Below are 14715 nucleotides of genomic sequence, written 5' to 3'. Positions count from 1 at the left end.
TCAGTATGCGCTTATTAAAACCACGTGCCTGTTTTCCTGAAATCAGACAAATCCGCACCTGATCACGGCTGGCAATTGCGCTCCATGCGCCAGAAGCAATCCTCCGCATCCACGATGTCCAGGCCCTTGCGCTGATAGAGCCTTCGCGCCGGGTTGGTCTTGAAAACGGTCAACCGTAAAAGACCCAGCCCTTCGGCGCGCGCCTTGTACACCATCTGCTCGATGACCCAACCGCCCGCCCCTTGATGACGAAACGCCTCAAGGATGTGCAATTCGCGGATATACAGCGCCTTGGGGTCACGACTGAGACTGACAAACCCCAGCACTTCGTTATCGCGACACACCAGCCAATTCTCCCGACCGGCCCAGGCGGTATCGAACCCGGCGTCGGACCAAGACAAGTCGTATTGGCGGTAGTAGTTGCCCATGGCCTGATGAGTCAGGGTTCGGGCGAACGCCAGATGTTGGCTGGTTGCGGCCTGCAGTTGAAACGCCATGAGCCTGCGCTCCCTAAATCGCCAGCTGTTCCCCGTGCCACTGGCCGGCCGTGTTGCGGCGTGCAATCACCAGCGTATCGCCCACACCTGGGGCAGCTGCGATCAAACCGCCATCATCGCCCCAGATTGCGCTGCGCCCGGCGCACGCCCAGCCACCGGTTGAGCCGCCATGGTTGGCCATCAGCACCACCATGTGATGCTCGGCGGCGTAGCCCTGTAGCAAGGTGGTATCAGGAGCGTAGCCGCCTTCGCTGATCAGCACACCGGCGGCGTAGATATTCGCCCCGGCCTCGGCAGCCTGCCGTGGATGACTGGCGAGGGAGAAATCTGCGCATACCGCCAGGGCGATGCGGTCGTCGCCCCACTCAAGCGCCTCGCCGCCCTGCCCTGCCGCAAATGCCGCCTCTTCGCCGGGATGCAGATGCTGCTTGGTATAGACAGCCATCGAGCCATCCGGCCCCAGCACCAGCGCGCCGATCAGCACCTGACTGGCCGCCCCCAGGCGAATTGGCATACCCACCACGGCGGTGATGCGCAGCTCACGGGCCATCTCCCGCAGCGGCGCCAGCACGCCATCGTCCGGCGCGATCGCCAACCCGGCGGCCAGCGACGGCTCATAGCCGGTCAGGGACAGCTCAGGAAACACCAGCAACTGCACGCCGTGCTCCGCCGCCTTGCGCATGAATGCCAGGTGACGGGCGATATTGCCCGGCACGTCGCCCGCAATAGAGATGGATTGGGCAGCAGCAATGGTCAAGGCAGTCATGGTCGCATCCTGGCAATCATTGGGAAGTCCGTGCAGCATATCGACACTTGGGTCATAGCCGTAAGTACCCAGCCGCGATAGAAATTACTGATTGAATCCACCCGCTCGCCTCAGTTAAGCTCCCTCCCATCATTTGGAGAAACACCATGTTGCAACTCACCCACACTCAGGTTTGCCCTGCTGCCAGCGCCCAGCGCTCGGTCGTGGCTACCCGTGTGAGCGGTTTGAGCGCACTGGTCAGCTTTTATTTTGGGTATTGGTTTAGCCACTGGCGCGCCTGATACCTGAAATCGGCGCCCACTACTCAAGGGGTCGCCTACCAGAGAAATCTAACCCCCGGTCGGCTCCCCGACCGGGGGTTTTGTTTTTTCAGCCCTTATTACTTTTGCCACACACCGAACACTTAAAGGACTCACGACATGAACTACGCCACCTATTACCGCTACGACACCTCCACCGCCTGGCGATTTAGCAAGCTCCGTTCGGGACAGCCTGCCGCCTCCGATCGGTCACCTATTGGTGGCAAGCCAACACACGTAGCCAATACGGCCAATTGTCGAACACCCCAGTAGGGCAGAGCGTGCGGGAACAGCCCGCCGCTTGCCCAGGAAGCCCGAATATGAACTCCTCGATCGCCGCTCTGCCTGTTTCTACCCTGTCCTGCGCCAATGAAGCGCTGACCCAGCGTTTGCCCAGTTCCCTTGAGCTCAAGCACCAACTGCCCCTGAGCCCGTTCCTCAACGAACAGATCCACGCCCATCGCCAAGCCGTGCGCGCCATCCTCAAGGGTGAAGACTCACGCCTGCTGGTGATCGTCGGCCCGTGCTCGATCCACGACCCGGAATCGGCCATGGAATACGCGCGCAACCTGAAGAAACTGGCCCATGAAGTCAGTGACCAGATGCTGCTGGTAATCCGCGCCTACGTCGAAAAACCCCGCACCACCATCGGTTGGAAAGGCCTGGCCTACGACCCGCGCCTGGACGGCAGCGACGACATGGCCGCCGGCCTGAGCCTGTCCCGGGAACTGATGCGCGAAATGCTGCGCCTGGGTTTGCCGGTCGCCACCGAACTGCTGCAACCCATGGCTGCCGGCTACTTCGATGACCTGCTGAGCTGGGTCGCGATTGGCGCACGTACCACCGAATCGCAGATCCACCGCGAAATGGCCAGCGGCCTGGGCATGCCCGTGGGCTTCAAGAACGGCACCGACGGCGGCGTCGCCATCGCCTGTGACGCCATGCGCTCCGCGGCTCACCCACACCGCCACTTCGGTGTCGACAGCCAGGGCCATCCGGCGATCATTCAGACCCCCGGCAACCCCGACACGCACCTGGTGTTGCGCGGCGGCCACCGTGGGCCGAACTACGATCGCCAGAGCGTGGCCCAGGTTCACGCCGACCTGGCCAAGAGCAAAGTCGCGCCACGGATCATGGTCGATTGCAGCCACGCCAACAGCGGCAAAGACCCGCTGCGTCAACCGGCGGTATTCAACGATGTGCTGGAGCAACGCTTGCAGGGCGACACGTCGCTGATCGGCATGATGATCGAAAGCCACCTGTTCGAAGGCTGCCAGCCGCTCGGTCCGTCGATGAAATACGGCGTGTCGATCACCGATGGCTGCCTGGGCTGGGACGGTACCGAGCAGTTGCTGCGCAGCGCTGCCGAGCGGTTGCGGGCACACAATCCCGGCGGACAATGAAGATCAATGTGGGAGCTGGCTTGCCTGCGATAGCGGTGTATCAGTGACCTGATAGGCTGACTGATGCACCGCCATCGCGGGCAAGCCCGGCTCCCACAGTAGATCTTCACTGAGTTCAAGGCAGTGGATACAGCCCCTCATCAAACTGCGCCAACTTGGGAAACACCAACGGCTGGTCATCCGCCAGCCCTTCCAGCCGCCGCTGGTAACTTTGCAGAAACTCCTCCCGGGCCTCGGCGCTGATATACGGCACGTGCCACGCCACAAACGGCTCCAGCACCTCAAACCCGACATACGCCAGCGTGCCTCGCAGAATGGGCCGCAGCATATCTTCCAGCGGTCCATGAATTGCCCCCTCGCCGAACATATGCTCGCGCCCGCCGAGGGTGACCGTGACCAGCGCCTTCTTGCCCGCGAGCCCACCCTGATCATAAAACCGCTTGCCGCCATAGCACACGCCCGACACCAGCACCCGGTCAATCCAGCCCTTGAGCATGGCCGGCGCCGAGAACCAGAAGATCGGGAAGTTGAGGATCAGCAAATCGGCCCACAGCAGCTTGTCCAACTCCTGCTGGATATCCGCCGCGATGGACTGGCTTTTAACCCCCAGTCGCTGCTCCAGGGCATACACCAGGTACTCGGGATTCTCCCGCGCGGTGAAGTCCGAGGCGCTGGCCACCGGGTTCCAGTTCATCGCATAAAGATCACTGACCTGCACTTGATGCCCCTGCGCCTGCAGGGTGGAAATCGCCTGGTCGCGCAAGGCCGCGGTAAACGACTGCGGCTCGGGATGGGCGTGGACAATCAACACCTTCATAAAAACTCCTCAAGAAGTAAGCGTGGCCCGTTCGGCCAGCAAATGGTCGAGCCAGTCGGGGTCCATCTCCGGCTCCGATGAAAACAGCAGGCCGGTGTAATCCTGATACGGCGGGGTGAAGATCGCGCTGCGGCTGCCCTGGTCCACCACCCTGCCCCGCTGCATCACCACCACTTCATCGGCGATGGCGCGCACGGTGGCCACGTCGTGGGTGATAAACAGATAGGCCACGCCCAACTGCTGCTGGATACGGTTGAGCAGCTTCAGCACGCCTTCGGCCACCAGTTGGTCCAGGGCCGAGGTCACTTCGTCGCAGATAATCAGTTGAGGGTCAGCCGCCAGGGCGCGGGCGATGCAAATCCGCTGTTTCTGGCCGCCGGACAGTTCACGGGGCTGACGCTCCATGAAGGTGGCCGGGTCCAGTTCGATCATCTCCAGCAACTCGGCGACCCGGGCGCGCATGGCTTTGCCCTTGAGGCCGAGGTAGAAGGTCAGTGGCCGACCGATGATGTCGACGATGCGCTGGCGCGGATTCAGGGCCGTGTCGGGGATCTGGTAGATCATCTGGATCCGCCGCAATTGCTCCTTGCTGCGCCGCCGGAAGTCCGCCGGCAACGCTTCACCGTCATACAACACCTGCCCCGCCGTGGCCGGCAGCAACCCGGTGATCAGCCGCGCCGTGGAGCTTTTGCCGCTGCCGGACTCTCCGATCACCGCCAGCGTCTGGCCGCGATACAGGCTCATCGACACGTCGTGCAGCACCGGCTGATGCCCGTAGCTGGCACACACCTGGCGCACTTCCAGCAGCGGCACTTGCTGCTGCGGACAGGCCTTGGGCTCGGTGCGAAAGCTGCGCACCGCCCACAGGGATTTGGTGTAGTCCTGCTGCGGTGCGCTGAGCATGGTGCGGGTCTCGGCCTCCTCCACCAGCTTGCCGTGGCGCAGCACCATGATACGGTCGGCCATTTGCGCGACCACCGCCAGGTCATGGCTGATATACAGCGCGGCGCTGCCGAAGGTTTTTATCGCATCACGAATCGCCGCCAGCACTTCGATCTGGGTGGTGACGTCGAGGGCGGTGGTGGGTTCATCGAAGATGATGAGGTCGGGGTGACAGGCCATCGCCATGGCGGTCATCACCCGTTGCAGTTGCCCGCCGGACACCTGGTGCGGATACCGTTGGCCGATGGTTTCCGGATTCGGCAGGCGCAGCACACGGTACAACTCCACCGCCTCGCGTTCGGCCTGGGCACGGCTGATGCCACCGTTGATCACGGCAGTTTCCACATGCTGGTCAATCAGCCGGTGCGCCGGGTTGAACGACGCGGCAGCGCTTTGCGCAACATAGGCAATGCGCAGGCCGCGCAGCTTGCGCAAGGCTTCGGGCTTGGCCTGCAACAGCTGGATGCCGTCAAAGCACACCGAGCCCCCGGTGATGCGGCAACCATCGCGGGCAAAGCCCATGGCTGCCAGGCCAAGCGTTGACTTACCCGCGCCAGACTCACCAATCAGCCCCAACACCTCGCCCCGTTGCAAGGTCAGGTCGATGCCCTTGATCAGTGGATGCCAGGCGTCCTCGTAATGCCCTTCAATCTGCAGGTTGCGGATTTCCAGCAGTGGCTTGTCCATCCTCAACACTCCTTCAGGCCGCTGGATTTGTGCAGCATCCAGTCGACGACAAAATTCACGCTGACGGTGATCAGCGCCACGGCCAGGGCCGGCAGCAACGGGCTGATGTCGCCGAAGGTAATCAGCACCGCGTTGTCACGAACCATGCTGCCCCAATCGGCGGTGGGCGGTTGAATGCCCAGGCCAAGGAACGACAGCGCGCTGATAAACAGGAACACGAAACAGAACCGCAGGCCGAACTCGGCAATCAACGGCGCCGCGGCGTTGGGCAACACTTCGCGGGTGACCAGCCACCACAGCCCTTCCCCGCGCAGCCGCGCGGCTTCGACGAAATCCTGCACCACCACAGTCATCGCCACGGCCCGTGACAGGCGAAACACCCGGGTCGAATCCAGCAGGGCAATCACCAGCACCAGCGAAGTGGCATTGGTGCCCACCACGCTGAGGATCAGCAAGGCGAAGATCAGTTGCGGGATCGCCATCAGGATGTCCACCACCCGCGACAATCCCTGGTCGACCCAGCCACCCTTGATCGCCGCAACCAGGCCGCTCAAGCCCCCCAGCAAAAACGCCAGCACCGTGGTCAGGAACGCGATGCCCAGGGTGTTGCGCGCGCCATACACCAGGCGGCTGAACATATCCCGCCCGAGGTTATCGGTGCCCAGCAAAAACTGGCCGCTCCAGGGCGCAAACCCGTCGCCCACCACCTGGGTTTCCCCATAAGGCGCGAGCACCGGCGCAAACAGCGCCACCAGCACGTACAGCACGATAATCAGCAGGCCGAACTTCGCGCTCAATGGCGCCCGGGCCAGTTGTGTGAGAAGGCTCATGGACTACCCCTTGGGATGCATCAGGCGTGGGTTGGTGGCGATGGACAGCACATCGGCGCCGGTGTTGAGCAGGATGTAGGTGGCGGCGAAGATCAGGCTGCAGGCCTGCACCACCGGGATATCGCGCTTGGACACCGAGTCCACCAGCAACTGCCCGAGCCCCGGGTAGACAAACACCACCTCGACCACCACCACGCCCACCACCAGGTACGCCAGGTTCAGCGCGATCACGTTGACGATCGGCGCCAGGGCATTGGGCAGCGCGTGCCGCCAGATAATCCGCGATTGGCTGATGCCCTTGAGCCGGGCCATTTCGATATAGGGGCTGGCCAACAGGTTGATCAGCGAGGCGCGGGTCATGCGCATCATTTGCGCGATCACCACCAGGCTCAGGGTGGCGACCGGCAGTACCGAGCGTTCGAGGATGGTGCCGAATGAGGCGTCCGGTGCCAGGTTGGACAGGCTGGGAAACCAGCCCAGCTTCACCGAAAACACCAGGATCAGCAGGTAGGCAACAAAGAACTCCGGGAACGACACCGCACTCAAGGCCGAGGTATTGAGCAGGCGGTCGAACCAGCTGTTGCGGTACAACGCGGCGAGCATCCCCAGCACCAGCGCCAGGGGCACCGAGACCAGCGCGGCCAGTGCCGCCAGGCGCAAGGTGTTGCCCAGGCGTGCGCCGATCAGCTCGGCGATGGGCCGCTGGTTGGCCAGGGAGGCGCCGAGGTCACCGTGCAGCAGGCGCAGCAGCCATTGCACGAAGCGGCTCAGGGGCGGCAGGTCGAGGCCCAATTGGGCGCGAAACGCTGCGATGGTTTCCGGCGTAGCGGACTGGCCGAGCATGGCCTGGGCGATATCGCCGGGGAGCATGCCTACGGCCAGGAAGATGATCACCGAGACGGCGAACAAGGACAGCAGGCCGAGCGCCAGGCGTTGGAGCACCAGTTTGAACAGGCTATTCATCGTGCAGTTCCTTGAGTCGGGCACGCTTGTGTAGGAGCTGGCTTGCCGGCGATGGCATCGCCTGGATATTCCTGAAACACCGAGGTGCCTGCATCGCTGGCAAGCCAGCTCCTACAGTTGAGCTTCATTGCCTGAGCTATAGCGCCCGGCACAAGAATCACGCCTGCCACCACCGCTCGATCAGCCGCAACCCATCCAGTTCCCCATACGGCGCCGTCAACGGTCCATGGCTGACGCGGTTCGAGCGTGCCGCCACCGAGCTGGCGAACAGCGGCACAATCGCCCCGCCATCGTCCCGGCACAGGCTCTGCATTTCGTTGTACATCTCCTGGCGCAGCGGCGCGTTCATCTCGCCCCGCGCGGCGTTGAGCAACTGGTTGAAGCGGGCGTTATCCCAATGGGTTTCGTTCCACGCCGCGCCCTTGGCGTAGCCGATGCTGAACATGCGGTCGGCGGTCAGGCTGCTGTACCAGAACGAGGTGGTGAACGGCTGCTTCATCCAGACGTTGGAGAAGAACCCGTCCGCCGGCTCGCGCACCACGTCGATATCAATCCCGGCCTGGCGTGCCTGTTCCTTGAACAGCACCGAGGCGTCCACCGCGCCGGTGTAGGCGGCGTCGGAGGCTTGCAGGCGTACCTTGAGCGAATCCACACCGGCCTTGCGCAGGTAGAAGCGCGACTTGTCCGGATCGTAGCTGCGCTGCTCCAGCGCGGCGTTGATAAAACGGCTGCCGGGCTGGATCGGGTGATCATTGCCCACCAGGCCATAGCCATGCAGCACCGACGCCAGCAGGGTTTCACGGTTGACCGCATGCTTCATTGCCATGCGAATGTCGTTGTTCTTGAACTCGTTGCTGTCGCACAACATCGGGAAGGTGTAGTGCTGGGCGCCCTTGGTTTCTTCGATGACCAGCGTGGGGTTGCGCTTGAGCAGGGCCACGGTTTTCAGGTCGACCTTGTTGATCACATCCACTTGCCCGGTGACCAGCGCGTTAACCCGCGCCGCGCCGTCGGCAATGGCGATCAGCTCGGCACTGGCGAAATGCGCCCTTCCCTGTTTCCAGTAATCGGGGTTGCGTTCCAGGTCCATGCGCACGCCGGGCTCGAAGCTTTTCAGGCGATAACCGCTGGTGCCGATCCCGGCCTGCCAGTCGGCGGCGCCGTCCTTGGCGGGCATGATCACCAGGTGGTAATCGGCGACCACATAGGCGAAATCGGCATTGCCCGAGTGCAACTCGAACACCACCGCATCGCTGCCCTTGGCGCTGACACTGGCCACATCGCCGATCACCGTCTTGGCCGCCGAGGTGGAGTTGGCGGCGAGGTGGTGGTTGATCGAGGCCACCACGTCTTCGGCGGTCAGGCTCTTGCCGTTATGGAAGGTCACGCCCTGGCGCAACTTGAAGGTCCAGATACGCGCGTCGGGGGTTGACTCAAAACTTTCGGCCAGTTCGGGGATGGCACTGCCGTCCACTGCGATTTCAGTGAGGGTGTTGTACACCGCCGAAAAGCCGACGAAGGTGAAAGTGTCGACCCACGAACCCGGGTCGCGAGAGTCGGTGGTGCTGCCCCCGGCCAGGCCCATGCGCAGCACGCCACCCGGCTTGGGCACGGCCTCTTCGGCGAAGGCCTGCAATGGCAGGCCCATGGAAAACGCGGCGGCCACGGCACCGGCGACGGCGCTGTGTTTGAGGAAATCCCGTCGGTGCATCGCTTGAGTCATTTTGTTGTTGTTTTCGCTCATGGTGTCGCTCCTCTAAAGGTTCACACAGGCATGCTTCAACTCGATCAAGGTCACGCCGTTGCGCTTGAAACCGTTACGCAAATCCGTCTGCAGCTCATCCAGGTTCTGTGGCTCGCTGACCGTGCAACGGAAGGCCCGCGCCAGGGCGGCAAAGTCCGGGTTGCGCGGCAGCACGCCGATGGGTTCGATGCCCAGGTTCAGCATGTCGTCGCGAATCTGCCCCAGGGCGTCGTTGTTCCACAGCAACACCACCAGCGGGCTGTCCAGTTCTTCCACCGCCGTGGCCAGTTCCTGGGCGGTGTAGAGAAACCCGCCGTCGCCCACCAGCACCAGGCCCGGGCGTTCAGGCGCGCCGAACTTGGCGCCGATACCCGCCGGCAGGCCATAGCCCAAGGTGCCGTAGCCGGTGGGATGCAACCAACTGCGGGTGGCGTTGCTGGCGAAGGCATAGTTGCCGGTGTAGGCCAGTTGGGTCATGTCGCTGCTGATGAAAGCATTGGCCGGCAGCTCGGCGGCCACGCGGTCGAGAATCGCCTGGTGAATGCGCTGCAACGGACCATGCCCGGTGCTGACTGCCTGGCGTAAGGCTGCAACTGCTTCGGCCGCTGCATCAGCATTGCGCGGCGTGGCCGGCAGGCGCTCCAGCAAGGCCAGTGCGGTTTGTTGGGCGTCACCGTGCAAGGCCACGGCGCAGGGATAAAAGTCGTTGAACTTGCGCGGGTCGATATCCACTCGCAGCAGCTCGCCATTAATCGGCAGGCGTTCTCGCCAGAAGTCGGTATCGGCCATTTCGGTACCGATGGCCAACACCACATCCGCCTCGGCGATCAACTGCCAGCCGGGCTCGACACACAAAGTCGAACCGGCATTCAACGGGTGCTCCGCCGGCAGCAATCCCTTGCCGGCCACACTGCTGAAAAACGGCGCCGCCAATTGCGTGCTCAAGCGTTGCAAGGCATCCGCCGCCAACAATGCGCCGCCACCGGCGATGATCATCGGGCGCTTGGCCGCAGCCAGTTTCGCCACCGCCTGATCGAGGCTTTCAGCCGATGGCAAACCACGTCCGGGACGGCGCACCACTTCATTGCTCCAGTCCCTTTTGATCGGCGCCGACAGCACATCCAGCGGCACCGAAATATGCACCGGGCGTGGCCGCTCACTGTCGAATACCGCGTAGGCCCGCGCGATCAATTCCGGCAGGTCCTCGGCACTCAACGCCACCGCCGAGAACGCGGTGATGGGCGCAGTCATCGCCCGCTGGTCCTGGGTTTCATGCAGGCAGCCCCAACCCTTGCCGAGGCTGGCGGTATGGTTGACGCTGGAAATCACCAGCAGCGGGATCGAATCGGCATAGGCCTGGCCGATAGCGGTCGCGGCATTGGTCACGCCAGGCCCGGTGATGATGAAGCACACCCCCGGTTTGCCGCTGACCCGCGCATAACCATCAGCCATGAAGCCAGCGCCCTGCTCGTGGCGCGTCAGGACGTGGCGAATGCCGCTGCCGGGCAAGCCGCGGTACAGCTCCAGGGTATGCACGCCGGGAATCCCGAACACGGTGTCGACGCCATAGTTGGCCAGCAATCGCACCAGGGCCTGGCCGCCCGTCAAGGTTTTGCTTTGCATCGTCATCTCCTTCACGCGTGGGCGAGACGGATCAATGCATCGACCGCCGTGGCGCCCCGGGCATTGACCAGCAATGGGTTCACATCCAGTTCCAACAACTGCCCGGCATTGGCGCAGGCGTAGTCGGCCACGGCACGAATCGCCATCACCAGCGCTTCCATGTCGGCCACTTCACGCCCACGAAAGCCTTGCAGCAATGCCGCGCTGCGCAGGCTGAGCAAGGCATTGCGGATCGCGTCGTCGGTGGTCGGCAGCAACAGGCTGCGGCTGTCTTTGAGCAATTCCACGAGGATTCCACCAGCGCCGATCACCAGCGCCAGGCCGAAGTCGTTTTCGCGCTTGATGCCCACAATCAACTCGGCCAGGGGTGGCGTGGCCATGGATTCCAGCAGCAGGTGATCGAACGGCACATCCGGCGCATAGGCGGCGATTTGCTCGCGCATATGAGCCAGGGCGGCAGTCAAGGCGAAGCCGTCTCGCAGGTTGAGCGCAACGGCACCGGCTTCGGTTTTATGCGGTAGATCGGCGCTGACGGCTTTGAGGACCAACGGATAGCCCAGCAGTTTTGCATCGGCAATGGCTCGCTCGGGCGTGCTCAACACACCTGCCGGCGTGGTCAGCCCGAAAGCCCGTAGCGCCTGCTTGGAATCCCATTCATTCAGCGACTGCCCGTGCTCTTCAAGCGCCTGCGGACACAGCGGAACCAGTATAGATTCACCCCGCGCCAGGAGCGCCCGGCGATTGTCCTGGTAATCGGCAATCCGGCCCCAGGCCGCCAGCGCGTCTTCCACGCCTTGCAACGCTGCAACACCCTGGGCATGCAGGCGCTCACGGGCGTGGGCCGGCAGCAATTCCGGGAATGCCGAGGTGACAAAACCGGTCTTGCCGTGGCGGGCCAGCGCGCTGCAAAACAGCTCCAGCAGCAAGTCGCACTCCTTGCGCTCGCCGGTAAATTCCGCCGGGTAGTCGAGCACCAGCATCGCCGCATCCGCTTCGGTGCGCAGCGCCGTGTCGAGCATGCTGTTGAGGGCTTCGCGGTTGCCCCAGATGGCCGTGGTGAAATCCAGCGGGTTGACCAGGTTGGCGTAGCTGGGCAGTACCTGCGCCAGTTCCGAACGCTGGCCTTCATCGAGTTTCGGCAGGCTTAAATGGTTGCGCTCGGCATAGTCGGCAATCAACCCGGCATCGCCACCGGAACAGGCCAGGGCAATCAGGCTATTGCCCGCCGGCAAATTACCGCAGGCCGCGGCTTTCAGGGTTTCGACAAAGCTCACCGGCCCGCTTACCCGGATAACGCCGAGGCGCGCAAACAGGCTGTCGTACAGCGCATCGGAACCCGACAACGAACTGGTATGACTCAAGGCCAACTCGGCGCCGATCTGCGACACGCCGGTTTTCAGCGCGATGATCGGAATGCCTTTTTCCAGCGCCTTGTGGGCCGCCCGGGCGAACCCCGGCACATTCTTCAAGCCTTCCAGGTGCAAGCCGATGGCCGTTACGCGCGGCTCATCCAGCAGCACGTCCATCAATTCGGCCACGCCCAATTGCGCTTGGTTGCCCACCGACGCCATATAGGCCACCGGCAGCGAACGGTCGCTCATGGACAGGTTGTAGGCGAAGTTGCCGCTCTGGGTCAGCACCGCAACGCCCTTCTCCACCGGCTTGCCGCCATGGGCTACCGGCCACAACGCAGAGCTGTGCAAGTAGTCCAGCAGCCCGTAGCAATTGGGGCCGAGCAACGCCATCTCGCCTGCCGCCTTGAGCAGTTGTTGTTGCAAGGCCAGGCCCTCGGCACCGGTTTCGGCAAACCCGGAGGCGTAGCAGATGGCGCCGCCGGTGCCGATGGCCGCCAGTTCGGCGACGCAGGTCAGGGTCAGCTCGCGGTTGGTGGCGATAAATACCGCGTCCGGGCCGCACGGCAAGTCGGCCACGCGGCGCACGCAGGGAATGCCGTCGAGGCTGTCATGCTGTGGGTTGACTAGCCACATCTGGCCGGCAAAACCACCCTCGGCACAGCGCTTGAGGGCACGAGCCATGCTGCGCCCGCCAACAAACGCCAGGTGCCGGGGCGCCAGCAGGCGCTTGAGATTGTCGCGAATAGCCTGGGACATAAGCGTTCTCCCGCCCGATCAGCGCAACAACGGCCGCAACAGTTCGCGGGCAATAATGTGGCGCTGGATTTCCGAAGTGCCTTCCCAGATCCGCTCGATCCGCGCGTTGCGCCAGATGCGCTCCACCGGCCCTTCGTCCATCAAGCCCATGCCACCGTAAATCTGCACCGCCTCGTCGGCGACCTTGCCCAGCACTTCGCTGGCAAACAGCTTGGCCATGCCGGCCTCGCCATCGGTCATGGTGCCCTGGTCCATCTTCCAGGCGGTGTTCAGGGTCAGCAGCTCGGCCGCGCGGATTTGCGTGGCCATGTCGGCGAGCTTGAACGAGATGCCTTGATAGGTGCCGATGGGCTGGCCGAACTGTTTGCGGTCCGCCGCCCATTGCAGGGACACGTCCAGCGCACGCTGGGCCTGGCCGACGCAGTTGGCGGCGACCATCACCCGGCCTGCGGTCAGCCAGGCGTTGGCGACATCCCAGCCCTTGCCGACTTCACCGAGGACCTTGGAGGCCGGTACGCGGCAGTCGTCGAAGAACATTTCATAGGTGTGGTAGCCGCGGTTGCTGACGCACTTGGGGCCCCGGCGAATGGTCATGCCCGGCGTGCCACGGTCCACCAGGAACGAGGTCACGGCGTTGCGCTGGCGGCCGTTGTGTTCGTAGGTGTCGGTGACCGCAAACACGATGGCGAAATCCGCGTGGCCGGCGTGGCTGATGAAGTGCTTGCTGCCGTTGAGTACAAAGTCATCACCACTGCGCACGGCGCGGGTCTTGATGGCATTGGCGTCGGAACCGGCGCCCGGTTCGGTCAGGGCGAAACAGTCGATTTTCTTGCCCTGCACACACGGCAACAGGTACTCGCCAATCTGTTCGCCGGTGCAGGCCATGAGGATTTTCGACGGCCGGGCGACAAACACATGCAGCGCCCAGGACACCTTCGACAACTCCCGCTCGATCAACGCCTGGGACAGGTAATCCAGGCCCCCACCGCCAACCTCTTCCGGCATGTTGAAGGCATAGAAGCCGGCGGCGATGGCCTTGTCACGGATCTGCGCGGCGAGTTCCGACGAGACCTCATCGGCGCGGTCCACCGCCTCCTCGTGGGGCAACAACTCCTTGGCAACAAAACTGCGTACCGCGTCCACCAACATGTCTTGTTCTTGGCTGGGCTGGAAATTCATGGCGCTACCTGTCGATCGTTCGAGGGTGTTTTGAGGAGGGGCTATTTGCCGGAGAATTTGCCGGAGAAATTCGCAGGGCGCTTTTCCATCGAGGCGCGCAAGGCTTCGGCACCATCAGCGCTGCGGCCACACAGCAAACCGGCGGCGAGTTCCGCCTGGAGCTGCTCGGGCAGGCTGCGCCCGGCGCCTTCGCGGATAAGGGTTTTGGTCTGGGCAAAGGCGAACGTCGGACCGTTAGCCAAGCGAGTCGCCAGGTCGGTGACGTGGGCGTGCAGTTGTTCATCGGCGACCACTTCGCCCACCAGGCCGGCGGCCAGGGCGCGGTCGGCGCTCCACAGCTCATCGAGGAACAGCAGGCGCTTGGCCTGTTCGCTGCCGATCAGGCGCGGCAGATGCCAGCTGGCACCGGCGTCCGGCGAGTAAGCCATGCTGGTATAGCCGGCCTTGAAGCGAGCCGATTGCGCGGCCACACGCAGGTCGCAGCACAGGGTCAGGTCCATGCCGGCACCGACTGCGGTGCCATTGATGGCGGCGAGGGTGGGTTTGTCGAGAGTGTGCAGGCGGGTCATCAGGGCGTGGGCGGTTTCGGTCCAGCCGTAGGTTTCGAGAGCGCCACGGGCTTCGGCGTCGGCCCATTCAGCCAGGTCGGCACCGGCGCAAAAGCTGCGACCGCTGCCGGTCAGTACCACCACGCGTACGGCCGGGTCGCTGTTGAAACCGTCCAGCAAGGCATGCAGGTGCTTGAGGGTCGGGATGTCCAGGGCATTGCGCTGGGCGCCGCGATTGAGGGTGATCCAGGCAACGCCTGCTTGCACTTGAGTGAGCACGGACGGATCTGTAGTCATGGAATCCTC

12 protein-coding genes are annotated in these 14715 nt (G+C 63.4%); 1 reads left to right on the top strand and 11 read right to left on the bottom strand.

Annotated features, from left to right (window positions below):
• Positions 1–62: 62 nt before the first annotated feature.
• Positions 63–497: a GNAT family N-acetyltransferase gene (locus V3W39_RS26275; protein WP_177047484.1), complete on the bottom strand. Its 435-nt coding sequence runs from the start codon at positions 495–497 to the stop codon at positions 63–65.
• Positions 498–510: 13 nt separating this feature from the next.
• Positions 511–1263 (bottom strand): carbon-nitrogen hydrolase family protein, encoded by a 753-nt coding sequence (locus V3W39_RS26270; protein ID WP_330213652.1) that lies wholly within the window; start codon positions 1261–1263, stop codon positions 511–513.
• A 619-nt stretch (positions 1264–1882) separates the two neighbouring features.
• Here V3W39_RS26270 and V3W39_RS26265 point away from each other — a divergent pair.
• Positions 1883–2965, top strand: a complete 1083-nt coding sequence (locus tag V3W39_RS26265) for a 3-deoxy-7-phosphoheptulonate synthase (protein WP_330213651.1) — start codon at positions 1883–1885, stop codon at positions 2963–2965.
• A gap of 115 nt (positions 2966–3080) precedes the next feature.
• On the opposite strand, the gene V3W39_RS26260 is transcribed toward V3W39_RS26265, so the two are convergent.
• From V3W39_RS26260 to V3W39_RS26220, 9 genes are all read right to left on the bottom strand, one after another.
• On the bottom strand, positions 3081–3782 hold the full coding sequence (locus V3W39_RS26260; RefSeq protein ID WP_330213650.1) for an NAD(P)H-dependent oxidoreductase: 702 nt from the start codon (positions 3780–3782) through the stop codon (positions 3081–3083).
• A 9-nt stretch (positions 3783–3791) separates the two neighbouring features.
• Positions 3792–5411 (bottom strand): ABC transporter ATP-binding protein, encoded by a 1620-nt coding sequence (locus V3W39_RS26255; RefSeq protein WP_330213649.1) that lies wholly within the window; start codon positions 5409–5411, stop codon positions 3792–3794.
• A 2-nt stretch (positions 5412–5413) separates the two neighbouring features.
• Positions 5414–6241, bottom strand: a complete 828-nt coding sequence (locus V3W39_RS26250; RefSeq protein WP_177047493.1) for an ABC transporter permease — start codon at positions 6239–6241, stop codon at positions 5414–5416.
• A gap of 3 nt (positions 6242–6244) precedes the next feature.
• Positions 6245–7204, bottom strand: coding sequence for an ABC transporter permease (locus V3W39_RS26245; protein ID WP_017475430.1), 960 nt, complete (start codon positions 7202–7204; stop codon positions 6245–6247).
• Positions 7205–7361: 157 nt separating this feature from the next.
• Entirely contained in the window at positions 7362–8948 is a 1587-nt protein-coding gene (locus V3W39_RS26240; RefSeq protein ID WP_177078829.1) for an ABC transporter substrate-binding protein, read from the bottom strand.
• 12 nt (positions 8949–8960) lie between these two features.
• A complete protein-coding gene (locus V3W39_RS26235) occupies positions 8961–10571 on the bottom strand; it encodes a 5-guanidino-2-oxopentanoate decarboxylase (protein ID WP_330213648.1) in 1611 nt (536 codons plus the stop codon).
• Positions 10572–10582: 11 nt separating this feature from the next.
• The gene (locus tag V3W39_RS26230) at positions 10583–12682 is read right to left on the bottom strand and encodes an acetate--CoA ligase family protein (RefSeq protein WP_330213647.1); all 2100 of its coding nucleotides are present in this window, start codon (positions 12680–12682) and stop codon (positions 10583–10585) included.
• An 18-nt stretch (positions 12683–12700) separates the two neighbouring features.
• Positions 12701–13861, bottom strand: a complete 1161-nt coding sequence (locus V3W39_RS26225) for an acyl-CoA dehydrogenase family protein (RefSeq protein ID WP_330213646.1) — start codon at positions 13859–13861, stop codon at positions 12701–12703.
• A 41-nt stretch (positions 13862–13902) separates the two neighbouring features.
• Positions 13903–14706, bottom strand: coding sequence for an enoyl-CoA hydratase/isomerase family protein (locus V3W39_RS26220; RefSeq protein ID WP_177121971.1), 804 nt, complete (start codon positions 14704–14706; stop codon positions 13903–13905).
• Between the last annotated feature and the right edge of the window lie 9 nt (positions 14707–14715).

This window comes from Pseudomonas sp. Z18(2022), from assembly GCF_036346535.1.
GTDB lineage: Bacteria > Pseudomonadota > Gammaproteobacteria > Pseudomonadales > Pseudomonadaceae > Aquipseudomonas > Aquipseudomonas yamanorum_A.
The sequence above is the reverse complement of the archived record's forward strand: the minus strand, read 5'-3'. Positions and strand labels throughout refer to the sequence as shown.